At 40.4% G+C, this 24147-nt stretch carries 20 protein-coding genes and 2 pseudogenes; 15 read left to right on the plus strand and 7 right to left on the minus strand.

The annotated features are described in order from the left end of the window. Positions 1-115 precede the first annotated feature (115 nt). Positions 116-985, plus strand: a complete 870-nt coding sequence (locus tag PP175_RS03580) for an SDR family oxidoreductase (RefSeq protein WP_272441476.1) — start codon at positions 116-118, stop codon at positions 983-985. A gap of 547 nt (positions 986-1532) precedes the next feature. Here the strand turns inward: PP175_RS03580 and PP175_RS03585 are convergent. Then, positions 1533-1733: a cold-shock protein gene (locus tag PP175_RS03585; RefSeq protein ID WP_272441477.1), complete on the minus strand. Its 201-nt coding sequence runs from the start codon at positions 1731-1733 to the stop codon at positions 1533-1535. A 487-nt stretch (positions 1734-2220) separates the two neighbouring features. Here PP175_RS03585 and PP175_RS03590 point away from each other — a divergent pair. Beyond that, positions 2221-3489, plus strand: a pseudogene (locus tag PP175_RS03590) (IS110 family transposase). Between the two features lie 585 nt (positions 3490-4074). Here the strand turns inward: PP175_RS03590 and PP175_RS03595 are convergent. Next, complete coding sequence (locus tag PP175_RS03595; RefSeq protein WP_272441478.1) at positions 4075-4338, minus strand: hypothetical protein; 264 nt, start codon at positions 4336-4338, stop codon at positions 4075-4077. 272 nt (positions 4339-4610) lie between these two features. On the opposite strand from PP175_RS03595, the gene PP175_RS03600 reads away from it, so the two are divergent. Both PP175_RS03600 and PP175_RS03605 read left to right on the plus strand, forming a co-directional pair. Next, on the plus strand, positions 4611-4832 hold the full coding sequence (locus PP175_RS03600; protein ID WP_272441479.1) for a spore germination protein: 222 nt from the start codon (positions 4611-4613) through the stop codon (positions 4830-4832). Positions 4833-4877: 45 nt separating this feature from the next. Continuing rightward, positions 4878-5099, plus strand: coding sequence for a spore germination protein (locus PP175_RS03605; RefSeq protein WP_272441480.1), 222 nt, complete (start codon positions 4878-4880; stop codon positions 5097-5099). Positions 5100-5182: 83 nt separating this feature from the next. Here PP175_RS03605 and PP175_RS03610 read toward each other — a convergent pair whose 3' ends face one another. After that, positions 5183-5281 carry a YjcZ family sporulation protein gene (locus tag PP175_RS03610; RefSeq protein ID WP_334314183.1) on the minus strand — a complete coding sequence of 33 codons (99 nt, stop codon included), beginning with the start codon at positions 5279-5281 and terminating at the stop codon, positions 5183-5185. A 488-nt stretch (positions 5282-5769) separates the two neighbouring features. Here PP175_RS03610 and PP175_RS03615 point away from each other — a divergent pair, with 488 nt between their 5' ends. From PP175_RS03615 to istB, 8 genes and pseudogenes are all read left to right on the plus strand, one after another. Continuing rightward, on the plus strand, positions 5770-6060 hold the full coding sequence (locus tag PP175_RS03615) for a hypothetical protein (RefSeq protein ID WP_272441481.1): 291 nt from the start codon (positions 5770-5772) through the stop codon (positions 6058-6060). Between the two features lie 1269 nt (positions 6061-7329). Further along, positions 7330-8481: an IS3 family transposase gene (locus tag PP175_RS03620; protein WP_272441482.1), complete on the plus strand. Its 1152-nt coding sequence runs from the start codon at positions 7330-7332 to the stop codon at positions 8479-8481. Positions 8482-8903: 422 nt separating this feature from the next. After that, complete coding sequence (locus PP175_RS03625; protein ID WP_272441483.1) at positions 8904-9281, plus strand: hypothetical protein; 378 nt, start codon at positions 8904-8906, stop codon at positions 9279-9281. Positions 9282-9495: 214 nt separating this feature from the next. After that, a complete protein-coding gene (locus PP175_RS03630) occupies positions 9496-10281 on the plus strand; it encodes a hypothetical protein (protein WP_272441484.1) in 786 nt (261 codons plus the stop codon). A gap of 3 nt (positions 10282-10284) precedes the next feature. Further along, complete coding sequence (locus tag PP175_RS03635) at positions 10285-10752, plus strand: hypothetical protein (RefSeq protein ID WP_272441485.1); 468 nt, start codon at positions 10285-10287, stop codon at positions 10750-10752. Between the two features lie 26 nt (positions 10753-10778). Further along, positions 10779-11818 (plus strand): annotated as a pseudogene (locus PP175_RS03640) (IS110 family transposase); the annotation flags it as partial. Positions 11819-12111: 293 nt separating this feature from the next. Then, a complete protein-coding gene (gene istA, locus PP175_RS03645; RefSeq protein WP_272439674.1) occupies positions 12112-13701 on the plus strand; it encodes an IS21 family transposase in 1590 nt (529 codons plus the stop codon). After that, positions 13698-14471, plus strand: a complete 774-nt coding sequence (gene istB, locus PP175_RS03650; RefSeq protein WP_272439675.1) for an IS21-like element helper ATPase IstB — start codon at positions 13698-13700, stop codon at positions 14469-14471. The genes istA and istB overlap by 4 nt, the downstream gene beginning before the upstream one ends. A gap of 413 nt (positions 14472-14884) precedes the next feature. On the opposite strand, the gene PP175_RS03655 is transcribed toward istB, so the two are convergent. The 4 genes from PP175_RS03655 to PP175_RS03670 all read right to left on the minus strand — a co-directional run bounded on the left by PP175_RS03655 (position 14885) and on the right by PP175_RS03670 (position 19482). Next, complete coding sequence (locus tag PP175_RS03655) at positions 14885-15388, minus strand: hypothetical protein (protein WP_272441486.1); 504 nt, start codon at positions 15386-15388, stop codon at positions 14885-14887. Between the two features lie 298 nt (positions 15389-15686). Then, a complete protein-coding gene (locus PP175_RS03660; RefSeq protein ID WP_272441487.1) occupies positions 15687-17102 on the minus strand; it encodes a PQQ-dependent sugar dehydrogenase in 1416 nt (471 codons plus the stop codon). Positions 17103-18028: 926 nt separating this feature from the next. Continuing rightward, a complete protein-coding gene (locus tag PP175_RS03665; RefSeq protein WP_272441488.1) occupies positions 18029-18265 on the minus strand; it encodes an aspartyl-phosphate phosphatase Spo0E family protein in 237 nt (78 codons plus the stop codon). 779 nt (positions 18266-19044) lie between these two features. Next, positions 19045-19482, minus strand: a complete 438-nt coding sequence (locus PP175_RS03670) for a hypothetical protein (RefSeq protein WP_272441489.1) — start codon at positions 19480-19482, stop codon at positions 19045-19047. 392 nt (positions 19483-19874) lie between these two features. Between PP175_RS03670 and PP175_RS29820 the strand changes: the two genes are divergently transcribed. The 3 genes from PP175_RS29820 to PP175_RS03680 all read left to right on the plus strand — a co-directional run bounded on the left by PP175_RS29820 (position 19875) and on the right by PP175_RS03680 (position 24136). Next, positions 19875-20090, plus strand: coding sequence for a heterocycloanthracin/sonorensin family bacteriocin (locus tag PP175_RS29820; protein WP_442870417.1), 216 nt, complete (start codon positions 19875-19877; stop codon positions 20088-20090). A 150-nt stretch (positions 20091-20240) separates the two neighbouring features. After that, positions 20241-22202 (plus strand): putative thiazole-containing bacteriocin maturation protein, encoded by a 1962-nt coding sequence (locus tag PP175_RS03675; RefSeq protein ID WP_272441490.1) that lies wholly within the window; start codon positions 20241-20243, stop codon positions 22200-22202. After that, the gene (locus tag PP175_RS03680) at positions 22199-24136 is read left to right on the plus strand and encodes a TOMM precursor leader peptide-binding protein (RefSeq protein WP_272441491.1); all 1938 of its coding nucleotides are present in this window, start codon (positions 22199-22201) and stop codon (positions 24134-24136) included. The genes PP175_RS03675 and PP175_RS03680 overlap by 4 nt, the downstream gene beginning before the upstream one ends. Positions 24137-24147 lie beyond the last annotated feature (11 nt).

The raw sequence follows: 24147 nt of genomic DNA on the forward strand, positions 1-24147 counted from the left end.
GGCTGTCGACCTTCGCCTGCGGCTTGGCGTCAGCCAAGTTTTCTAATAATCTTGTTGTAACCAAGTCTGTTATAACGATAATTACTAAAACAAAACATATTTGGAGGAGTAAGCAATGAAAATGTTAGTAACAGGTGCAACAGGAAAATTGGGATCAAAAGTTGTGGAGACCTTATTAAAAACTGTACCGGCAAATCAACTGGCTGTCAGTGTTAGAAATCCAGAGAAAGCGGAAGGATTACGGGCTCGTGGAGTAGAAGTTCGTCAAGGAGATTTCGACCGTACAGAAACATTGGATACTGCTTTTGCAGGTATCGATCGCTTATTAATTATTTCTGCGGATGGAGACAATGAAACAAGAATTCGACAGCACACAAATGCGGTTGCTGCGGCAGAGCGTGCTGGAGTTAAATTTATTGCTTATACTAGCTTAGCGAACGCAAAGGAAAGTAAAAACTTCCTTGCTCCAACGCATCAGGCAACAGAGAAAGCGATCTTGAAAACAGGCATTCCTTACTCCTTCTTACGCAACAACTGGTACTTGGAGAATGAAATTTCAAGCATTCAAGGTGTCCTAGCAGAAGCTCCTTGGGTGACATCAGCAGGAAATGGCAAGGTAGGCTGGGCACTACAACAAGATTACGCAAAGGCTGCTGCAGCGGTACTATCTGGTAACGGGCACGAAAACACAATTTATGAGCTTTCTGGTAAGTTATTGACTCATGAAGAACTTGCATCTGCTCTTGGCACTGTATTGGGTAAAGAAGTACCTGTGCAGCAGGTTGATGACGCTACTTATGCCGATATTATGAAAGGTGCTGGCGTACCAGATTTCCTTATTCCTATGCTTGTCGACATCCAGAAAGACATTCGAGAAGGCACACTAGAAATCGAGAGCAATGATTTCGAAAAACTTCTAGGTCGTCCAGGTACACCAATCACCGAGGCACTGACTCAAATTGTGAATGGAATCTCAACAAAATAATTGAACTCACTTAAAAACCGACCTTCTTTATAGGAAGGTCGGTTTTTAAGTTGTAGGTGATTTATTAACGGTTTCTCAACAACCAAAATCTGATTTAAGAGTTTCTTAGATCGGATTTTTCAGGCTGTCGAAAACCCTACATTTAAAAATCAAACTGTATAACGGTGTATAAGGTTCCATCATGATCCATTTCGAATCAAAAGCTATCCATAGAAAAATCCGCTTTTAGTTATTGAGCTATGGATCCCCGTTAAACAAGTGGATTTGATATTTAAATAACGCTTTATTCTATTAAATGGTAAAGTAAACAAATTGTATAAGGAGTTACTAAGAGAGTGGCTGTATATAGCTAAGAAGAGGAACCTGTTTAAAAAAATAAAATTGGATATAACACAGAGGTATTTATTTTCAACAATAGTGCGATACTGATAGGAACCATTTAACTTTACTTGTTTATACCCTACTCTCTTCTCGAGTAGGTTTTTTTACTTTATTGGCAAAAATACAAAACAGACCCTAAAATAGAGTCTGTCTATCGCTTGATTCCTTAGACTTTACGGACGTTTGTTGCTTGTGGTCCTCGCTGACCTTGTTCAATCTCAAACTCAACTTCTTGCCCTTCATCTAACGATTTGTACCCTTCCCCTTGAATCGCTGAGAAGTGAACAAATACGTCCTCTCCACCTTCAACCTCAATGAATCCAAAGCCTTTTTCACTGTTGAACCATTTTACTTTACCACGTTCCAAATTTATTGCCTCCTAGCGTGTAAAAATCTCACATTATAACAAGTTATTCTTGCTTCCATTATTATACCCAAGAGTAGCATTTTTAAACAAAACACCTTTTGTAGAGGATACAAATATTACTTCTGATGTATCAGGAAGCGGGGATAGAGTTCGTTCCATTGATTCGGATGAGATAGATTGGATAATGAGAATGAGTATAGGTTGGTATAGTTTATTGAGTGGGATTTTAGACCTTATCGGAAGTTTTATGATTTGGGATCCATTTCTAAAGCCTTCCTATTTGCATTAGAATTTTCAAACAAAGCAACCGATTTAAAACCAATTCGATTGCTAGCTGACATATAAAACATTATCGAACGTAGGTAATTAAATTAATATTGTTATTCGATTATCCTCCCTCTATAGCATTCCTGTAGAGCGTTATTACCAGCTTTGAAAAAAACAGAGCCCCTAAGTATGAAGAGAGTACACACAAATCAACCTACTCATCTTAAGGAGGAAGCCCTACTATGAAGTTATTGAAAGAATTTCCGATCATCATCTTGTTGTCGGCGTGGACATTGCACAACACTTTCACGTGGCCCGAGCTGTAAATTATCGAGGCATAGTGGTAGGTGCTCCTCTGACTTTTACAAATAATGAAGAAGGATTTACTAGATTATCGGATTGGATCAACAAACTGAAACGTACTAACAGCCTTGACACCGCTATTGTGGGAATGGAACCTACCGGTCATTACTGGATGGCCCTTTGAAAATGGCTATCAGAGCAAAAAATAGATGTAGTGACAGTCAATCCCACCTTGTAAAAAAGAATAAAGAAAATAGAGATAATACCCAATCAAAAAGTGATAAAAAAGACGCTCTCGTGATCGCCGATATGGTTAAGAATGGCTACTATGCTTTTGTTCGTTCAACTTCGGAATCATTCCAAAAACTTCGGGTCCTTATGTCTAACCGTGACGTAATTGTCAAACGTCTCGTCAGTCCAATCAACCAATTAAATCGTTGGGTGGATGTTGTTTTTCCTGAACTCCGAGAAGTGTTTAAAGACGTCGTCAGGTAAAGGGGCAATCGCAACCCTTCGCTTATTTCCCACACCTTTTGAGTTGCGTTCATTACAGCCTCAAAATATCGTTAACGGAATGGATATCACTGATGAAACGACAACCGGGAATTAAAAAAGCTCTTTCACTTATTGATTTGGCTAAACATTCAATCGGTACCCAACAAGCACATGATGCTTATAAACTTCATTTACAGCAATTATTAGAGGAATACGATCTGGCAACAACCCAACTCGAAAGAGTTGAACAAGAAGTGGCTGACGTGCTTAAACAAATTCCTTTCGCCAAGCAATTGCTTGCCATTAAAGGGATTAGTGACATTACACTGGCTGGAATCTTAGGAGAAGCTGGAGACTTAAGTGGATTCGCTCACGGTAACTCTCTCTTACGCCATGCGGGTTTGCATCTCGTTGAGGCGAGCTCTGGTAAGTGGAAAGGACAAGTTGTGATTTCTAAACGAGGAAGGTCACGCCTCCAGCGTTTTCTCTATTTAGCGACGATGAGCCTGGTTATGAATAACCCTGAATTTAAGACTTTACACGCTATCAATGAGAGGAGAAGAAAATAAAGAAAATGAAATCCATCATGAAATTGTGTGGTAAACTAGCCCGTATCTTAGTTGGAATAGCTCGTAATGGATCAACTTATACCCCAGCAAGGGTATTACCGGTTACACCAGTAGCAGTCTAACATTGTCATCAAATTACCATTGTTGTTCCGAAGGTTGGCTTATTCGCAGGATATCAAAGAAAGCACGGAGTACTGGATGTGTTCAACAAAAGGGCAGTGACCCGTTCCGATAGCAAAACCGGCCTCCACCCCTTGGATAGGCATGACGAAGCAATGAGAGGGCGTATAAATATGACCCGTTGAGATATGGGAGGGAAAGCCTCTGGCGACAGAGTGGAGAATGCGTGCATCATGTGGAATATTATGGGATTTTAACACGATCCTCTGTTTCCTCTGCCCTCATATTGCTAAAACGGTCCTAACCCTCTTCACTCCTCTTCTCTAATGCTATCAAGTGGAATGAAATCCTGCGAATTAGCGAGCATTCGTGAGCAATCTCTATTTGAGTGAGGGAGTTGAACAAAGAAAAAAGGCTGCGGAAGCAGCCGTAGTGCACTATTGATCCCCGTTAGTTCAAGAAGGAACTGACTTTATTCAGGTACTCTGTTCTTTTGATTAGTTACAGGGAGGATATAATGTCCGTTATAAAAAACCATGGAATTAAACTCATTTATCATATATCAACACATTTAGTTGCTGAGCTTTTTAACTTTCCTCTTGCTCCCTGAAGCCTCCTCGTTTCCACCATGACTCTACAATTTGCCATGCTGTTAGAAAGTTATATCCCTTTCCCATTAAGTAGCTTATAGCTACTGCTTCTTGTAGTGCGTGGGAATAAGAGACTTTTTGTGCTTCTTTTAAACCATGGTGAACAACAGGTGCAGTTACTCCCAAGGTTTCTTGTTCTAAATACGGATAACTATGATACTCAACAGGATATGGGTACCCGTAATAAGGATATTGATGCATAAAAAACACTCCTTTTTGTTTTTAGCCCATCATTCGCTACAGATTATGCTCGGAAACACCATGTACGTTCGCCCAAAAAATGTATTTCCGAAAATTAAACACTGTCAAAGTACGATGAGAAAGCCGTGCAATGCATTACAGAGCTGTCTTACTTTTTCAATCCAGAAAATTGATATGCGTCTTTAAATTAAAAACGAACAAAATTAAACCTTTAACTCCTGGGCAAATCTCATCATAGTATAATTAAAATCCTGTTAGAAAGGGTGATGACTTTGCCTTCATTCATTGGAGGTATTATTATAGGGACCATGGATAATGGTGCAACAATTGTTGCGGAAAAAACTGCTGTTTTTTCTCCTAAAACCTCTTCATCTTCAAATTCGGGTTCTGGTTTCGGTAATACGGCCGATTTTATGAAAAATTTTAATGGAACTAGTTCAACAAATACTAATCGTCCCCATGTTGCTGATCAAAATATTACGAGTGCAGTGTAAGAAGAAGATTACGCAACGCGATAACGTTATGAGAGGGGTGATCTCTTGTCGTCAGTTGTTGGATTTCTAAAGATATTAACCATGGACCACGGTGCAAGCATAATATTGGATGAATCGCTTATTATTGCCCCCAAAAGTAGTGCAAGAACAAATTCAGGTTCAGGTTCCGGTAATACAGCTATTTTTATGGAAAACTTTAATGGTGTTAGTTCAACAAATACTAACGAGTCCCATGTTGCTGATCAAAATATTACGAGTGCAGTGTAAAAGGGATTACGTCCGATAACATTGAGAATGTACAGTAAAGAGAGCCCACCGTTTAGGTGAGCTCTCTTTATATTCCCGGTTAATTATTCACATGCACACGCAATGATAACCAAGAGGATAAACAGAACCAGAATGAACGCCATTCCTTCTTCACGAAAGAATCCCATAATATTACCTCCCATATATAGTTGATTGAACTACAATTCATACTATGTAGATTCAAGCGGCCGAGATTGGACGAACACCCTTACTTTCTAAAAATTGGTGAAGAACCTACAAATGGACGTACCAATAAAACAAAAAACCTCAAAAGAGGTTTTTTTGGGAGGCAAGAATGAGTTTTTTCGGGGAGATTCTGATTCTCTTTATCCTGCTCGGATAATAACAAACTATGCATAAGGATGTAAACAAGTGTTAAGGCAATACCCTATTCCGCACCGAGGCGGAACCTCTCTTCTCTTTGTCGCCTACACAGATAACATAGGGTATCCTTTAATAATAATTACTACTGGCATTGTGCTTTGCTGTGATATGGGAAATACTTAAACACTTGTCCATCCTTTTTTTGAAATTGTTTTCGCTCTTTTAAAGTAAAACAGGCCATCAACTAGGACAAGTAATTGTTAATCTGCGTAATTTGTAGTAATTCATCAATAAAGGAGGATGCTAGATGGCCAATCTTCGACAAGAGTTGAGTAAAAATGTAGGCAAATGGACACTAATCCATACAAAGTCCGGTGCCTTCTATGGAAAGATTGAAAACGTAGGTAACAAGGGTGTTACAGTATTACTACCAAACTTTTATACGGTGACGGATCCTTCTGCTCAAATGGTTGATAAGAATGTAAATGTTAAAGCAAAAGATGTTCAAGGGGAAGAGTTCTTTAGAGGTCCTTTCAGGCGGTTCCGTCGTTTCAGGCGATTTCGTAGGTGGTTATTTCCATTCTTTTTCTTCATTTAATAAATGCTGATTTTTCCATGGGGTATCGAGTATATACCCCAAAACACAGTCTTTTCAACACTTGTCCATAACAAAGATAAAAGGAAATCATAGTATATATGGAAACTACATTTTGAATAGCAGAAACCATTCGCTCCTTTTTTTGATACTCCAACACTTTCAATTCCTCCATCGCATGAAGTGTAGTTCACTCCATTGAACATGGGAGGTGATAGTATGTTCTTTACAAGCATTCGCTTCGTTCTTGTTATTTTCGTTCTGCTCGTGATTATTACTGAAGGTTGCGAAAACTAATGGGTATAACTGAGAATGCGTAAATCTCACAGATGCTATCTCTAAAACCTTCGCTCCCCCTCTCCCTCCTGAAGAAAAAGCCGCTCAGTTTGAGCGGCCTTTTACTTACCAAGTAAATCTGACAGAAGCTATTTGCGAAAAGCTCCCTCCTACTGGACAGGTCGTTCTGTTAGGTGCAATCTTTTGCTTTGCTTACTCAGCCTAAATCTACAACATGAACCGGGATACTTATATTCGTATGCATGATTATTCAGAATGAGGAGCTTATATATCAGCAATGAATAGAGGAAGTAAGTGGTATCATCATTATTAAGCTATCCTCCTTAGCTGAATACCAAAATCAACAAGTGACTTTAACAGAGCCTTTGAAATGGCTATGTTATCGTTTATTGTTGATTTTTGACCAAAAGAAAAACCGGTCTTTTGATAAAAACGGTAATTGCACTATCGATCCCCTTTAGCTTAGTAAATTAAAAAAGCTGCCGAAGCAGCATTAAATGAGAAATTAATACGGAGATGCCCCATGGTGCATTGCTTGATAATGGTGTGCAAGAAATTTATGATAAAATTCACATTCGGCATATTGGTGCCATAGCAACGGATTACTAGCACAAGCATTTTTCAATCGTTCACAACGATTCGCCATGACATATTGATGACCCGCAGCCTGAAGTAAATGGTCGTGCAAAATAAACACTCCTTTATATTGGGTTTAAACTCTTAACTAAGCAATTTTACACTATGATAAAAGCCGTGTATTGGTGTGCACAACACATGCCCAAGTCTTCACTAGTAAAACTTTGCAGCAATAACAAAAATTCTTGCGAAAAAAGCTTAATTTTATAACGCCTGTTTGAGCAGAGGTTAATTTCGCGAAATGAAAGTAAGTATTGGTTATTCAACTGGAGTTAGTATAGTTTCATGGACACCTCTTAGTTAAGTCCTTAGAATAATAATTGAGAGGATGTGTCCGACATGAAACAAAAGAATCCAGCCAAAAAGTATAATGATGATTTTAAGAAGACCATCGTAGATCTCTATCATGCTGGTAACTCGGCAAAGGAATTAAGCAGCGAATATGGCGTATCTGAAGTGACGATTTATAAATGGGTCAAAGAATTGACTCCAATCGGAACAGGGGAAGAATCCCTCACTCCAAAGGAGGTGGCGGCCATCCAAAAGGAAAACCTTCGGTTAAAACAGGAACTTGAAATTTTAAAAAAAGGCTATGGCCATATTCGCGAAAAAGTAGAGGATTCAGAGCTTACCAATTTTATTGATGAATACAAAGAACAGTATCCGATCCAAGCGATGTGTGTAGTGCTGCAGATTCCCAGAAGCACTTATTATCAATCGCTACACAAAACAGAATCCTCTCGTGAGAGGGAAAATAAACAGCTAACAAAGAAAATCCGACAAATCCACTTGGACAGTAAGGAACGGTATGGTGCTCCCAAAATTCATCATGTATTAATGCAGAATGGTTTTAAACTGAGCCTCAAGCGTGTTCAACGATTAATGAAACAGGCTAACATTCGCTCCATTACCAAAAAGAAATACCGGCCTTATCCTTCAAAACAAAAGGTAGTACAGTTAGATAATCTTCTTAAAAGAGATTTTTCTACTACAACAATCAATGAGAAATGGGTAGCCGATATAACGTACATCCATACTCTCAGGGATGGGTGGTGTTATTTAGCATCCGTTTTAGACTTACATTCAAAGAAAATTGTAGGATATTCTTTTTCCCGTTCTATGACGACTCAATTGGTCTTACAAGCATTTACAAACGCTTATGATGCCCAGAAGCCCGCTAAGGGCTTAGTTCTTCACTCTGATTTATGCTCCCAATATACAAGTGATCAGTTCATGAACTTCGTTCATTCCCTTGGGATCGTGCAATCCTTTAGTCAAAAGGGATGCCCTTATGATAATGCCTGTATCGAATCTTTCCATGCTATTTTGAAGAAGGAAGAAGTAAATCATATCCAATACATAGACTATTCTTCTGCTAAACTTGCCATGTTTCAATTCATTGAAAGCTGGTATAACCGAAAAAGAATACACAGCAGCTTGGGGTACAAAACCCCACAAGCCATTGAAGATCAAATCAAACGATCAGCATAAAACTTAACTTTTTTGTGTCCAAAATATTGACTCAAGTCCAATATTTCTTTGTCGGTGACATTACTACAAAAATTACTATTATTATCAGTAAGCTTATGCTTATTTGTTGGCATAGAATATCTTGGTGATTTATTTAATATATATCACCATGTTCATTGGAAAGTATGGTGGTCTGTTATGGAATGGACCGTTATTTTGCTTTTTGTTTATATAAACTGGATTTGGTTTAGAAAAATTCTGAGAAAGGAGTTGAATGTTGATCGTGCCCCTTCTTAAGTATATTGATAAGATATTACCTTTCCCTCTACACTTCGACAAGAAACGAATGGTTTATACTCATAAACCTTTTGGGCTTTTTATGGGTAATTTTCCTTCCTAAAAGATTCCCGAAAGCCATTACAATATTGATAATATTATTCGGAATGAGCATTGCCAAAATCATCGATCATGCGATTGCAGTACCTCCCTTGGATTTATATGATATTAACGATCAGCCAAAGTATGAATTTTTTGCTGATGTTGGTTATTTAATGTACACGCCATACGCTTATCTTGCGGTCTATTTATTTGATAAATTTAAACCAAAAGGGTTACAAATTACTTTGTACATATTTCTTATGGCTGTTGCTGGAGTTTTATTCGAACGGCTAGCAGTTTATTTTCATGTTTTCACATATAAGGGTTGGACAACGCTTTACTCCTTCCCTGTGTATTTAGGCGTTGCGACTTTACATCTAATATTTTCCACTTTCTTGGTGAATTACTTTAAAGATTTAACAACAAATAGACAGGATTCATAAAAGACTAGGTAGTTCAGTTTCCTTTACCGAAAGCAAAAAAAGCTGCCGAAGCATCCTTATTAAGCAATCGGTATCCCATTAGTTAAATTAGTTGGCAAATACTTCAATTCATCTTATCAGCAACTGATAAGCAATTTTATTTTAATCATTTTGCCATTTTAGGAATAGACAATGGAAATATTACAGATAGTAACATTTAAAAACCGAGGTCTTAATGAAAAATTACTCTAATGATAATACTGCCAGAAGATATATTGCACACATAAGTCAATTGGGTACAACACAAGTGCATTTACGAAACCCTTACATTATTGCGTGGTGGTCAATGGCATACCCAGGTTTCGGACATCTTTTATTGTCGAAATATTTAAGAGGTATGGCACTATTTCTTTGGGAAATGGTGATCAATTTGAATGCTCACATCAATTTATCCATTGCTTATTCTTTCATAGGTGAATTTGATAAAGCAAAAGAAGTTTTAGATACTCGATGGCTCATGTTATATCTTCCCACATATTTCTTTGGCATCTGGGATAGTTATCGAACCACTGTGGATATGAATAAAATTACACTTTTAGCACAGAGAGAGAACCACCGTTTCAACTCATTTATTGTTGGAGCTTTAGAAATCAATTACTTAGACAAGCGAAAACCAATTATGGCACTTTTGTGGTCATTTATTATGCCTGGGATGGGACAACTGTATATCCACCGAATTATAGCTGCTTTTTTTGTCCTTATTTGGATGATTATTATCAGTTATTTTTCACATTTTGTAGAAGGTATGAACTACATTTTTATGGGTGAGCTTCAAAAAGCGACACAGGTCTTCGATAAGGAGTGGCTTTTATTTTTGCCTTCGATTTACGGCTTTGCGGCGTATGATTCTTACGTGAATACCGTTGAAAATAATAAACTTTATATAAGAGAACAACGAATTTATCTTAAAAGGGTTTACCAACATCCTCAATTCAAAGTCAAAATGAATCGGTGGTCATGATATATGCAAGTCTTTTCTTTATTTGAACATTCACCCTCCATTGAGTTAGTCATCTCTAAATTAGAACAAGATGGTGTGGATAAGGAAAAAATTTTTGTTGTTCCCATTGATGAATCGGATGAAAGTGTAAAGGTCTTCGATTCCATCCATGATTCTGATGGTTTTTCTTTCTTTGACAAGGCAATGGCATTAGCAACTGCCTTTGGTGTTGTGGGAACAAGTGTGGGATTTAAATTGCAATGGGGACCTATTGTTTGGGGGATAATTACCGCCTTATTTGGTTTTTTATTGGGTTTTTTTTGGGACATGCTTATCATTAAATTTACTAAAAACGGAAATAGACCTGAAAGAAAAATACTTCCTTTGATTATTCTAATTGTAGAATGCGAAAAAGCACAAGTAAAACAAATCGAAACAATAGTAAAGGAGAACAAAGCAATCGGATTTAGCACTCCTTTGATTAAAAATTAAGATAGTTATTGAGCTATCCTGCCCAACAACCTTCGGTTGTTTTGGAGTCTACAGGTCACTATCATATTCCAATTATTGAGTTCTTAGAGGACCATAATTACGTGTATATTCTTGTAAATCCTATCCTTGCTTATCAAGTAAAGAAATCATCGAGTTTACGGAAAGTCAAAACCGATGCAGCGGATGCATATCATTTATGTGAGCTCTACTACAAAGAGGAGTTTGAACCCTATAAGAAACGGGGTGAAAAGTTTTTAAATCTCCGTATTCTGACTAGGCAACACGAATCGTTAACAGGCCTATTTATTCAGGCGAAATTGCAGTTTCAAGCCATCTTAGATCAAGTTTTTCCTGAATATAGAGGCGTATTCGGAGATCTGTATTCCAAGGTTTCTTTGTATATCCTGTTGGAATTCCCTACTGCAAATACTGTTTTAAGCACGAACAAAACGAAATTAAAAGAACGGATCTCTGTTTTATGTAAGGGAAGATCCGAGGACTGGGCAAAAGAAAAAACGCAACATCTAATATCCGCGGCTACTTGTAACCCATTTGGCAAGCACGATATGAAAGTCATTTAATCTGTTTAGATATGTATGCCAACATGCTTCTTCAATACAAAGAGCATCTATCGAAGCTAGATAAACAGATAGATGCCCTTGCCAAAGAAATTGAAGAATATGAGATTATCCTATCTATCCCAGGCATTGGAGAAAAAATCGCGGCCACGATTTTTTCTGAAATTGGTGAGATAGATCGGTTTAACCACCCTAAAAAATTGGTTGCCTTCTCTGGTATTGATCCACGCGTTCACTCGTCCGGAAAGTTTACTGCGACAATCAACCGCATCACAAAAAGAGGGTCAAGTAGACTACGACACAACTTGTATATGGCGGTTCTGTGTGGAATCAAAGGCTCACGTAATAAAAAACTCAAAGAGTTCTATGACAGCAAACGACAAGAAGGAAAACCATTTAAAGTTACCATTATTGCTTGTGCCAACAAGCTGCTTCACTGGATTTATGCCCTTTTGAAACGTAAGGAATCATTCATCGATCTCTGCTAAATAACTTAATAATGTTAATTGAAGATAAACCTTCCATTCATTGTTGGAGGGTTATTCAGCATGTGTATTTTTAGTATACCAGTTAATATTTCAGTTTTAATAGAAAAATGTTGACATCCTATTAGCTGGTTTAGTTCAACAAAGAAAACCGGCTGCCGAAAGGTCAGCCGGTTTTTTGATGGTTACCATTGTATCTAGTAATCTAAAAGTGGGCCACCGTAGTCACCGAAAATTCCCCCATTATATAATTAAACCCTACAGATATTATTTCATAATGTGGGGAGCCTGGAGTGTTGATTACGTTGAGAAAGAAACAGGAAGTCTTACTGATGTACTTAAGGGAGGCAAAGTCGCAAAGGGAGATTGCAAGAGAGACAGGGATTGACCGCAAGACGGTAAGCAAATATATAAAAGAATATGAGAATAAAAAGATTGAAGTGGAACAATGTGGTGATTCTGTACATACAGGAGAATTGATCCAGGAACTTGTGGAGGCCCCAAAGTATAAGGTGGGCATTCGTCAAAAGCGAGTGATGACGAAGGAAATAGAACAAAAGATAATACGATACCTTGAAGAAAATGAACAAAAGCGGAAGAAAGGGCTGCGAAAACAACTAAAAAAACCTATTGATATTTTTGAAGCGCTAGAGGCAGAAGATATCGGAGTCATTTACAGTACCGTCCTTCGGACCATCAGGCAGCTGGAGAAAAAAACAAAGGAAGCATTTATAAAAGGCACTTATCTACCCGGTGATATATGTGAATTCGACTGGGGCGAAGTGAAGGTCAAAATAGCGGGAAAATGGCGTAAGCTGCAGATGGCTGTTTTCACTTCGGCTTTTGGAAATTATCGCATGGCCTACCTGTTCATGACCCAGAAGATGGAGTGTTTCCAGGAAGCACATGCCCTCTTCTTCCAGAACACCGGCGGTGTTTACCAAACCATGGTCTACGACAATATGAGAGTCGCCGTCAAACGGTTTGTCGGAACTGAAAAGGAACCTACCGATGGGCTAATGAAGCTATCCCTGTATTATGGATTCAGACATCGCTTTTGTAATGTAAGGAAAGGAAATGAAAAAGGACACGTTGAGCGGAGCGTTGAGGTCGTTCGAAGAAAGGCGTTTGCTTTTCAGGATAGCTTTGCATCTTTGGAAGAAGCAAATGAATACTTAATGAAAGTCTGTGAGCGGCGAAACCGAAAATCCCAGCCATCCCAACAAAACCATACTGCCGAAGAGTGTCTGGAAATCGAGCAAGATGAATTCCTCCCCCTTCCCCCTCCATTCGATGCCGCACGAATCCAAAACGTGCGTGTCGACAAGTATTCGACGGTAGTAATTGATCAAAGCCATTATTCGGTCCCCGATCATTTGGTTGGCGAAATTGTAAAGGTGAAAGCCTACTCAAACCGGATTATTTTTTTCCACGAAGAAAAAAGAATAGCTGAGCATCTTCGCCTGACAGGATGCCATGAATGGAGTGTGCACTTGGAGCATTATCTTGAAACACTAAAGAAAAAGCCTGGTGCATTAGCTGGTAGCACAGCATTACAACAGGCAGACAAAAAGATAAAATCAATTTATACGACTTATTATAGCAGTCGGGAGAAGGAATTTATAGAGTTGATGCAGTTTTTGAAGGAAGAATCAAGCATAGCCGAGATTGAACAGAGCATCACGAAACTCAAAAAGATCAATGCAAGCCATGTGACGACGGATAAGATAAAGATTCTTTGTGCCAAAAACAGAGAGATAAAGCCTCTTGACTCTGCCCTTTCAAAGGAAACAAAGGACATCAGTGAACAATCGAAAGCACATTTGAAAATGTACGATGCCCTGTTCAAGACGGAAGAAGTAGGGAACAAGGAGGCCATCGCATGAGCAAACAGAAGGAATGGGCGGAAGAAATCTTCAATTACAGCAAGGATCTTAGGCTCCCCATCGTCCGCCAGTGCTTCCAGGAACTGATCAAAGAGGCGAATCAAAAGGATGCGAGCTATGAGGAATTCCTGGCAGCCTTATTGCAAAAAGAGTGGGACTCCCGACAGGATTCCGCGCAATACAACAGGATCCGGAGGGCTGAGTTCCCTTATAAGAAGCATTTGGAGGATCTATCGGTGTATGATTTGCCGGAAGATGCCCAAAAGAAATACAAGCGTTTGAAGACCCTTGAATTCATCAAGGAAGGCAGGAACCTCATCCTAGCCGGAAACCCCGGAACCGGAAAGACACATATGGCAATAGGCTTAGGGATGAAGGCGTGTGTAGAGGGTTATAAGGTTTGGTTCACGACCGTCCCACTATTGATCAACCAAATCAAGGAGTGCCGGTCCGAGAGGACCCTTCGGGCTTTCCAGAAACGCTTTGAGAAATACGACTTGGTCATCGCTGACGAGATGGGATATATCTCCTTCGACAAGGAAGGGGCGGAATTATTGTTCACGCACCTCTCTCTCCGTGCGGGGCAGAAATCCACCATCATCACAACAAACCTATCATTTGAGAGATGGGAGGAAATATTCCAGGATCCCGTGATGACGGCAGCCATGATTGACCGGCTTACCCACCAGGCTTATCTTGTCAATATGAACGGGAATTCCTATCGAATGAAACAAACCAAGGAATGGCTGGAAAAGCAGCAACTGGTGTAGCGGAAACCGAAAGTTGATGAATGAATTACTAACCAAGTTGGAATACTTCCCTTTCTAATGGAAAAATAGACATTCCTGCGCCTAAACGGAAAACTTAGGCGGGGGAATTTTAAATGATTAAGTGGGGGAATTTTGAGTTGACAAATACATACCATTTTTATCAAGTTCGTATAAATACGGTAGCTGGGGTGGAAGAGAAAACGCCCTCAAATGGAGGACGTTTTCGTTGTTTATGATAATTATTAAGCTGAAAAGGTATCACAACAATCATTCATCTTTTAACCATTTTTTAAAGACGAAAGGAACCTATAAAGGCAAGCATAGCAACTGTAAAGCCAATAAAATAAATCCAATTGGGTCCCACGTTTCCCATGTTCATATACGTGATCTCCACTTCTGCATACGATAAATAACTATTTTATTGAGACGCCTAAAGTTTTCGCAGTTGCATATAAGTTATCACGGTTGATTTTTACAAGACTTAAGATTTTCTCTTTATCTTGATTTTTCACAGCATCTTGCAGTTCATCATATTTGGCGTAAATATTCTCAGCATAGGTATTGCCCTTTTTGTCCTTTAATGGAGCAAGTATGGCAGCATGAAACACTTCATGCAGTTGATCTGCTAAGGCTTGGTCTTTATTAACGTTTCCAGCTTTAGCGTCTTGTTCAATTTTCGTAAATCCGTTTAACTCAGCGGTAAAAACTTTTTGTAAGGTATCATTTGACTTTGCTTGATTACCACTCTTGTCCGCATTGGGCATGTTCATCTTCGAATGGTCCATGTTCATGTTGTTATTTGAACTTTGGCTTGGTTGATTTTGATTCTGGGAAGCCTGGAAACCGGTACTGCATCCAACTTGTACCAACCCAACGGCAAGAATCACTGTTCCAAGAAAGATTTTACTTTTTTTCATTATTTGGATCCCCCTTAGTTCAGTCTATATATTGAATAATTGTACAAAAAAACTCTGCTAAAACGTAAAAGATGTACTTTCCAACCGAATAGAGGGTCAGTTCTACAAATCGCTGCAAAATCGTTTACTCGTTGTTGGCATAACGAGTTGTGAACTTAACGGTTCCTAAAGTAAGTTTGTGAAATAATGTACTTAAACTATAGGGGGCTTGAACACAAGGCTGATCGTTGGGGCGATCTTTTTTCTTATTCGACTAACGAAGCAGATCTGGTATTAAGTCGAATTTTATAGTTATGAATCATGGAACAATTTCAAAAACAGTACCTTGGTTAAAATCAGTCACTTTCATAGAGCCATGAACCCCTAAATATAGTCTGGTTTGATCCAGATTCGTTCCCAAACTAACATAATAAGCTGATTGAGACCCAAAATTATAATCGGTTTCAATAACACTAAAATCATTTAGTTTACAATCTGTTCTTACTCTGGTATAAGCTAAAACCCCTCTAACCGGAGGTTGAGATTCTTCATCCTGGGCAAGATCGGTAAACACAACGCTTCCCGTTAAATCGGGTATTCCATTCCCCATATATGGCTGGACTCCTGTAAGTGCAGTTCCTCCAAACTTATCGGGTCGGGGATCTTTATGAAAATAACTAGTTAGAGGCTGAAGACGCTTCACTGAAGTTTTTACTGCTTCATTGTAATATGCAATTGTTTTCTCATTCAAAGTCGGATTTACAGAGCAGCCACTTATAATCGAAGCAGGAAAAGCACCTTCCCACCCTCGCCAGCCAAAGTTAATAAATCCTTCTTGGTCAGGTTCAGATGTCATTAAAGAAGCTTGAATAAGCTGAGTAACCGGGATTGGTTTATAATGAACGAATGAAAAAATCGACTCTACCAAATCCTGTCCGACATTTCCCACATATTTGATATACTGATTATAAAACCTTTGAAATGAAATACCTGGTATATTGCGAACCCCTTTGGCAATTACCGTAAGTGTTTCCTGAATAGGTGCCGGAAGTTCATTAAAACGTGTGACTACGGGCGGATTATAGACAAATGTATTCTTAACTACATCAATTTCAATTATTTTACCAGCGATTTCCATATCATCCTGACTTAAATTAAATGGATCATAGCCTGATCCACCATCCCCGGTTGTTAAAACAAGTTTTCCTGTTTCAGGTGAAAAGTTTAAGCTATTGACACCATTATGATTTAAAAATGGTCTTCTTAAGTTAAGTAATGTCCGTCGTTTTTGAGGTTGACCATTCGATTGTAAAATCCATTCTTCAACTGTATCAATATGATCATATTGAGTTTCTCTATTTATCCACTTCAGGTTTAAGGTTCTGGGATCACACGGGTTAGGCTTAAAAGGTTCAGGAAGAGCACCTGGACCTTGTGTTCCAGCCACTGAATAATGAAGATAAAACAGACCGTTATAATAAAATTCGGGATGAAACGCTAGCCCTAGCAATCCCCGTTCATCATATCCACCACCAAAAACACCTAGTTTTATGATTCGCGGGCGAATATCTAAAAAAGTCCTTATAACTCCGTTTCCTATGTAAAAGATCTCTCCTACCTGGGTTGCAATAAATAATCTTTCAATTGAGTCACCCGGAAGTATAGTTGTTTTCAAAACAGTGGGTAAATTTATCTTACTAATAATGGGTTGTAAACTAACCTTAACTTTTATCAACTAATTTTACACTCCTTCTTATTGTTTTCTTTTATAAGAATATGATTAGAAATGTTCTATTAGTATCAAATTAAGGGCGGGGAATTTGGGGAATTTCCTTTTAATATCGGTCCGTTTTTGGTAGGTTCCATGTGGATATTAAAATGGACATATGGAATTTCAAACTGTTTATATTACTCAACGTAATTGTAGATGGTGTTTTTGCATTTATATTGTGGTGTTATTTAAAAGATAAAACTATTTACATTAGTTCGATTAAATAAGTTTTAATTTTTCGTTTATTTCTTTTATAAGGAGTTTTTACTGTATGGATTTCAGTACATTACTGAAAGTAGTCCATGCAGGCGATGCTTACTTATGCTGCAATGAATTTAAAGAAGATAGCTAATTAGACATGGGTGAGTCCAAAAATGGCATAAACATAGACCTCTCCGAGGTCCTAGACTGTAGACAAATAAAATTAACATGAGGAAGAAACTTATCAGTTTAAAGAAATGCCATCGGAAATTGCTCCGAAGCCAAATTTAAAAAAGCACAAAAATATCACAAGACAGCTAAATCCGAGTACAAATGATAGAGTGTTACAGGTGCGATTTCTGCTCTTCTCGCAAACTCAGTAATAGTTGGAAACTTATTGTTATCAATAAAAGAATATATGTTCTTATCTTGATTGGAGGGGATGTAAAATGAAGGAGGTTGCAGAAGCACATGGCAAAATGCTTTACCCTCCATTGTATCAGGAGTTTCCATTGCTGGTGAAGAAACACGTTGTATATAGCTTAGTTCTGCGACTACCAGGGGAGATTACAACAATTGAGAGTACCCTAATTTATGCAATGCAATGATGTGCGCATTTGTCATTATTTCATACCCCATTCTCCCGTAATTGAAAGTGTTTTACCACCAAATATCAGTCGGTTAAACTGTTATGTTGATAAAAGAAGAAATACAGACAGTCCGTTTGTAATGTTCATAAAATTATAAGTCGCATCCTTCCCAAGTTGGACAGGATGCTTTTCTTTTAATGCCTGAACAATTAAAACATCAAGCTTTTGACTAATTTCAATGACTTCTGGATGCAGGAAGTTGAAATTATATTTCTGAGCTACGTTTGTCATTAACCTCTTCAGTTCTATAATTTGTGCATTAACCGAACAATCCATTATTCTTTCATTCCTTTTATATATAATACCAACTCAATTAATGTATAATTTTTAATATTAATAATCAACCCGATATTTTCGGCTTTATTCAACAAATAATGTAAATCCCAGTCTTTTTCTTCGATAGAACTATGTAGAAAGCATCTAACTTCAAAAAAAAGACACAAACTTTTGTCTGCGCCAAGTAGAAAGAAGGTTGCTTTCAAGGGTACTTTTAATATAGCTGAGCTTTATTAAATTATTGTGACCACTTTATAAAGTTGTGATGTCGTCAAGCTCCTGTTCACCCGCTTGTGAAAATCCAAATTTGGACGTGTTTTATCTTTCGCTAATAAAAATGTTGGTAGATATCTGTCTTTTGCATATCAAATTCTTTAATGTCATACGTAGATATGATGTTATGAGCAGTTCCGCACTTCGGGCATCTTATTTCATGAATTTTTTTACAATCTTTTTCGACCCCAAACCATTGAATCCTTCGTTTACACGTACATATTTTACTTCCATAACATGCCATTATGATCGTCTCCCGGATAGTAGTAAATGGAGTATATCAGATAATTACAAGAATTGTCTGTCGTTTTATGGCGAATATAAAAAAGCTTTTGTCGACCTCTCCCGGCAACCAACGAGGTGCAAGGAGAGACACGGCAGATATTATCCATACTAAAAAAACACGCATACAAATTCATAAAACCTTATAATAATTCATTTTGAATAGTTCCTCAATACTCTGAAAAATCCGATCTAAGAGTATCTTAGATCGGATTTTTATTGGATTATGAACTGCTTTCATCTTTTCCTTTCGGTGCATAGGCGGGAGATACAGCAGATGGCGCATAGGGTGCGAACGGCATATTTGCCTGTGGAGCATAGGCGGGAGATACAGCAGATGGCGCATAGGGTGCGAACGGCATATTTGCCTGTGGAGCATAGGCGGGAGATACGGCTGATGGTGCATAGGGTGTAAACGGCATATTTGCTTCTGGCGCATAAGCAGGAGATACGGCTGATGGCGCATAGGGTGCGAACGGCACATTTGCTTCTGGAGCATACGCTGGTGATACAGCCGATGGTGCATACATTGGCTGTGTCGGGTACATATCACCAAATTCATAATGCAAACATTTTTCCATGTGGTACAAGTATTTTTCATAGTAATACTTACATTTTGTTAAATGATGCATATATTTTTCGTGGTGGTCGTGATGATACATGTTCATCCTCCTATTTACTAATTTTTCAATACGAAAGTTAAAGAATAGGTTACTGTCATTACACAGTCTACAATATGGGAATTAGCCTAGATGTGTGCTATTTACAGGCCCATTTTTTTTTTATGATTTAGTTGAGAACAGTCCTAAAACAATCATCAACGTATTAAAAGACGTTTCGGCGAGGTTGTTATTTAATGAGTTCTCTTAGTTATTTATGATTCGAAAACGGGGTAGGCAATTTAATCAGTAACATTAGCCCGGTGTGCTACATAATTTGTTGGGGAAAGCATTCGAAGTAGTTGGTGGATTCACCGGTGGAGCAGTTCTTTTCTGATATTGTTTGGGTTATACAATCAGTCGCTGGCTATAGTACCGGTGCGAATAAGTATTAAATGGAGGTAATAAGGGTGGACGATTTTAAAAATGATCTTCAAGGATTAAATGTTGGTAATTTCGAGGCAAGTCAGATGATGCCTTTTGATCCTGTCAGTGCAACAAACAGTGATCAAGCTCGGCAATGCGGCCGCTGCTTTCATTGCTCCAGCTGTTTCCGTTGTTCTAATTGCTTCAACTGTTTCCGTTGTTTTAGTTGCTTCCGTTGTTTCTAATTTTTTGAAAAACCCTATGATCGTTAATACTGAAGAGCCTCTGCAGTTACGCAGGGGCTCTTCTAGACATAACGGACAATTAGCCGTACATAAGATTACAGTGCAAGCAATAGTGAAGATTTATAATCGCTCATCATAAGGAGGAGTGAAATGGTAAATTTAGCCCCCTCTACCCGTCTCAAAGTAAAAAGAGATACGTTTTTTCTCCCTGATCCCAATAATGCTGTATATTTTCGGAATAACGTAGGCTCATTTCGTATAGAAGGCAGCGCAATCCATCAGTGGATCGAAAAACTGATACCGATGTTTAACGGACAATACACGTTGAAGGATCTGACAGACGGATTACCGGCCCCCCATAGAGATCGAGTGTATGAAATCGCACAAATTCTGTATCAAAACGGCTTTGTAAGGGATGTCAGCCAAGATCGTACACATCACTTGACAGGCGATATTGTCAAAAGGTACGCTTCTCAGATTGAATTTTTAGATAGTTTTGGCGACTCGGGTGCATACCGTTTTCAAACCTATCGTCAGGCCAAAGTGTTGGCGGTCGGCTCAGGTCCCCTTTTTGCCTCGCTGGTTTCAGCTTTACTCGAATCCGGATTGCCCAAATTTCATGTGATGGGAACCGACTCTCTGCCGACGAACCGCCAGAGGCTAATGGAGTTGGAAGCACACGCCCGTAAAACGGACCCTGAGGTGGAGATAGAGGAGGCCACGCTGCAGCAGAAGGGAATGGGTTCGTGGCGGCAAGCTGTGCAGCCGTTTGATTCCATTTTGTATGTGTCGCAGGAGGGGCATGTAGAGCAACTGCAGCTTCTGCATGCAATTTGTAGGGAAGAGAAGAAATTGTTCCTACCTGCCATATGCCTGCAGCAGGTCGGTATCGCAGGTCCGCTGGTGCATCCGGATTCCGAGGGATGTTGGGAATCGGCCTGGCGGCGCATGCATCAATCCACACTTTATAAAGATCAGCAATTCCACAAATTCTCTACCACCGCGGGAGCGATGTTGGCTAATGTGATCGTGTTTGAATTGTTTAAAAAGACTGCGGGAGTGGCCGAATCACAACAGAAAAATCAATTCTTCCTGCTTAATATGGAGACATTGGAAGGAAACTGGCATTCATTTTTGCCCCATCCGCTGGTGACCGGGCTGGCGGCCGCCCAATGGGTTTCCGATCCCGATCTTCTGCTCCAGCAGAGCTCGAATAAACCAGAGCAAAGTCGTCTGCTTTCCTACTTCAGCCAATTGACATCGATGGAATCAGGGATTTTACATAGTTGGGAGGAGGGAGACCTGCAGCAGCTTCCGTTGGCTCAGTGCCGCGTTCAAGCGGTGGACCCATTGTCCGATGGGCCAGCTGGGTTATTGCCAGAGATTATCTGTACAGATTTTACGCATGAGGGTGCACGGCGGGAAGCTGGGTTAGCTGGGCTTGAAGCGTATGTGTCGCGAATGGCCCGTCGGATCGTTTCGACTCTTCCTTCATACGAGGAAGCAGCTGGAGGAAGGGTAGAACCGCATGAATTTGTCGGGGTCGGAGTGGGGGAAACGGTTGCGGAAGGCGTTAGCCGCGGGTTGCAACGGTATTTGGCTGAGGAGTTGGGAAAGCGATACGCGGATCGGAACCCTTTCGTCTTTCAAGTGAAGTTAGACGCAATAGAAGATGAACAATGCCGGTTTTACTTGCAAGCACTGACAACCATGCAGGGAACACCATTGATCGCATTAGGTGAGGAAGTGTACGGCTTTCCTGTGGTGTGGGTTGGCACGAACGGGCGCTGGTACGGCAGTGCAGGTTTGAATCTTACCATCGCACTGCGGAAATCCTTGCAACATGCGATTTTAAAGGCACAAAACCCAGCTTGCCTTCCAGATCAATCGCTGGTCGTGTCATCGGTGGTTCTGGAAGAAAATGAACCGCTAAGCCTTGTGGTCCCCGCTTATGAAGAGACAGAACAATCGCAGGCCTTGCAGTCGGCCTTGGAGGTCCTGAAACGGCAGCAGCAGCGGATGATGGTCGTGAATCTAACGTTGGAACCGTTTATAAAAGAGGAACTGGCAGGGGCGTTTGGGGTGTTGTTGCGAGGGGAGGAATCCCAGTGAGCGTTGTGGTGGTGATTGGAGATGGGCTGTTAGCGGATCTTGTGTCTGGTAAGCTGGCCGCCTTATATCAGGTTGTTCGTCAGCTCGATTTCGAGGAAGGGGTACCTGCGGCGGATTTGGTTTTAGTGCTGCACGACGCCTGGCACCCCTCTATTCATCAACAGGCGGAAGAGGTGTTGCGCTCTATCGGCATCCCCTGGCTGAGAGCATTCGTTTCATTTGGCGAGGCTGTGATAGGCCCGCTGGTTCGCCCGGGTACGCCGGGGTGTTCGCAGTGTGCAGACATGCGCCAGCTTATAGCAGGCCGCGATCGTAGAGAGATGTTGGAATTGCGGCAGAAGCTGGCAGTGGACGGAGGGGTGCCTCGTGATGAGTGGGCATCTCGAACGGGACTTCTCCATGTCGCCCACCTGGTGGAAGCAGAGGTGCAGAGGGTGCTGCGGGGCAGCCGAGCCCAGTCGGAAGGCCAGTTGTTTTTAATCAATATGAAAACACTGGCAAGCTCATGCCACTTCTTTTTACCCGATGCATTGTGTCCGGTATGTGGCAGATTGCCTGACGACTCATCGATCCAAGCACGAATTTCACTGCAACCGAGCCCCAAGATCAGCAGTGACAGCTACCGCTGCCGTTCACTGGATGACCTGAATAAAGTTTTGGCCAACGATTACCTGGATCATCGTACGGGCATTTTGAATGGCAAAATGTACGACCTGGTGTCACCGTTTGCCGATGGAAGTGTAAATCTGCCATTGTTAATGGGGGACGAGGGCACAGCTGGCCGAACTCATTCTTATGCGATAAGCGAGCTCACTGCTATTTTGGAAGGCTTGGAGCGGCATTGCGGTTTGGCCCCCCGTGGAAAACGAACCGTAATCCATGATAGTTTCCGGAATCTGGCAGGCCAGGCGCTTAACCCCGTTGAGGTTGGGGTGCACGCGCAAGAACAGTATTCGAAACCTGGTTTTCCGTTCAAACCTTTTAACCCTGATGAACCGATCGATTGGGTCTGGGGTTATTCGTTTATGCAGGAGCGTCCGATCCTAGTTCCCGAGTTGCTCGCTTATTACAGCCTAGGCTGTGGAAATGGCTTTGTTTATGAGACATCCAATGGATGTGCGTTAGGCGGAAGCTTGGAGGAAGCTATTTTCTACGGCATTATGGAAGTGGTGGAGCGTGATTCATTCCTTTTGACCTGGTATGCACAGCTGCCCATCCCGCGCCTCGACCCTTGTTCCGCAAACGACAAAGAGTTGATGCTGATGATTGAACGTTTACGTGCGGTGGCAGGGTGTGATGTGTATTTGTACAATTCGACGATGGAGAACGGCATTCCAAGTGTTTGGGCGCTGGCTAAGAATAGGAAACCAAAAGGAGTAAATCTAATCTGTGCTGCCGGTGCTCATTTGGACCCGCTACGGGCGGCGAAAAGCGCAATCCATGAGTTGGCCGGCATGATGCTGACGTTTGACGAGAAGTTTGAAGCGAATCAGGAGAAGTGTGTGCGAATGTACCACGATCCGTCCCTGGTACAGCAGATGGAGGATCACTCTATGCTGTACAGCTTGCCTCAAGCACAGCAACGCCTGCAATTTTTGTTAGATGAAAACCGTCCGTTTCGAACGTTTGATGAGGAATTCAAGTCGAAGGAGAGACATGAAGACTTGACCGATGATCTAAAGGACATCCTTCAGGTATTCCGACGATTGAACCTTGATGTAATTGTGGTGGATCAAACCTCACCGGAAATCAAACGGAATGGATTGTATTGTGTGAAAGTGCTGATTCCAGGGATGCTGCCGATGACATTTGGCTATCACCTTACCCGTCTAACCGGGCTGAAAAGGGTGTTAAGGGTACCCGAGCAACTTGGGTATGCGAAGAAACCCCTCACGTTTGAACAGCTAAATCCACACCCGCATCCGTTTCCATAAGTCTTGACTAG

It is taken from the genome of Aneurinibacillus sp. Ricciae_BoGa-3 (assembly GCF_028421645.1).
Lineage (GTDB): Bacteria > Bacillota > Bacilli > Aneurinibacillales > Aneurinibacillaceae > Aneurinibacillus_B.

Excerpts from the sequence above, each read along its gene's own strand:
- PP175_RS03580 (WP_272441476.1), top strand. The coding sequence starts at position 116 with ATGAAAATGTTAGTAACAGGTGCAACAGGAAAATTGGGATCAAAAGTT.
- PP175_RS03595 (WP_272441478.1), bottom strand. The coding sequence starts at position 4,338 with ATGCATCAATATCCTTATTACGGGTACCCATATCCTGTTGAGTATCAT.
- PP175_RS03610 (WP_334314183.1), bottom strand. The coding sequence starts at position 5,281 with ATGGGAGGTAATATTATGGGATTCTTTCGTGAAGAAGGAATGGCGTTC.
- PP175_RS03615 (WP_272441481.1), top strand. The coding sequence starts at position 5,770 with ATGGCCAATCTTCGACAAGAGTTGAGTAAAAATGTAGGCAAATGGACA.
- PP175_RS03620 (WP_272441482.1), top strand. The coding sequence starts at position 7,330 with ATGAAACAAAAGAATCCAGCCAAAAAGTATAATGATGATTTTAAGAAG.
- PP175_RS03625 (WP_272441483.1), top strand. The coding sequence starts at position 8,904 with ATGAGCATTGCCAAAATCATCGATCATGCGATTGCAGTACCTCCCTTG.
- PP175_RS03630 (WP_272441484.1), top strand. The coding sequence starts at position 9,496 with ATGAAAAATTACTCTAATGATAATACTGCCAGAAGATATATTGCACAC.
- PP175_RS03635 (WP_272441485.1), top strand. The coding sequence starts at position 10,285 with ATGCAAGTCTTTTCTTTATTTGAACATTCACCCTCCATTGAGTTAGTC.
- istB (WP_272439675.1), top strand. The coding sequence starts at position 13,698 with ATGAGCAAACAGAAGGAATGGGCGGAAGAAATCTTCAATTACAGCAAG.
- PP175_RS03655 (WP_272441486.1), bottom strand. The coding sequence starts at position 15,388 with ATGAAAAAAAGTAAAATCTTTCTTGGAACAGTGATTCTTGCCGTTGGG.
- PP175_RS03665 (WP_272441488.1), bottom strand. The coding sequence starts at position 18,265 with ATGGATTGTTCGGTTAATGCACAAATTATAGAACTGAAGAGGTTAATG.
- PP175_RS03670 (WP_272441489.1), bottom strand. The coding sequence starts at position 19,482 with ATGTATCATCACGACCACCACGAAAAATATATGCATCATTTAACAAAA.
- PP175_RS29820 (WP_442870417.1), top strand. The coding sequence starts at position 19,875 with ATGGAGGTAATAAGGGTGGACGATTTTAAAAATGATCTTCAAGGATTA.
- PP175_RS03675 (WP_272441490.1), top strand. The coding sequence starts at position 20,241 with ATGGTAAATTTAGCCCCCTCTACCCGTCTCAAAGTAAAAAGAGATACG.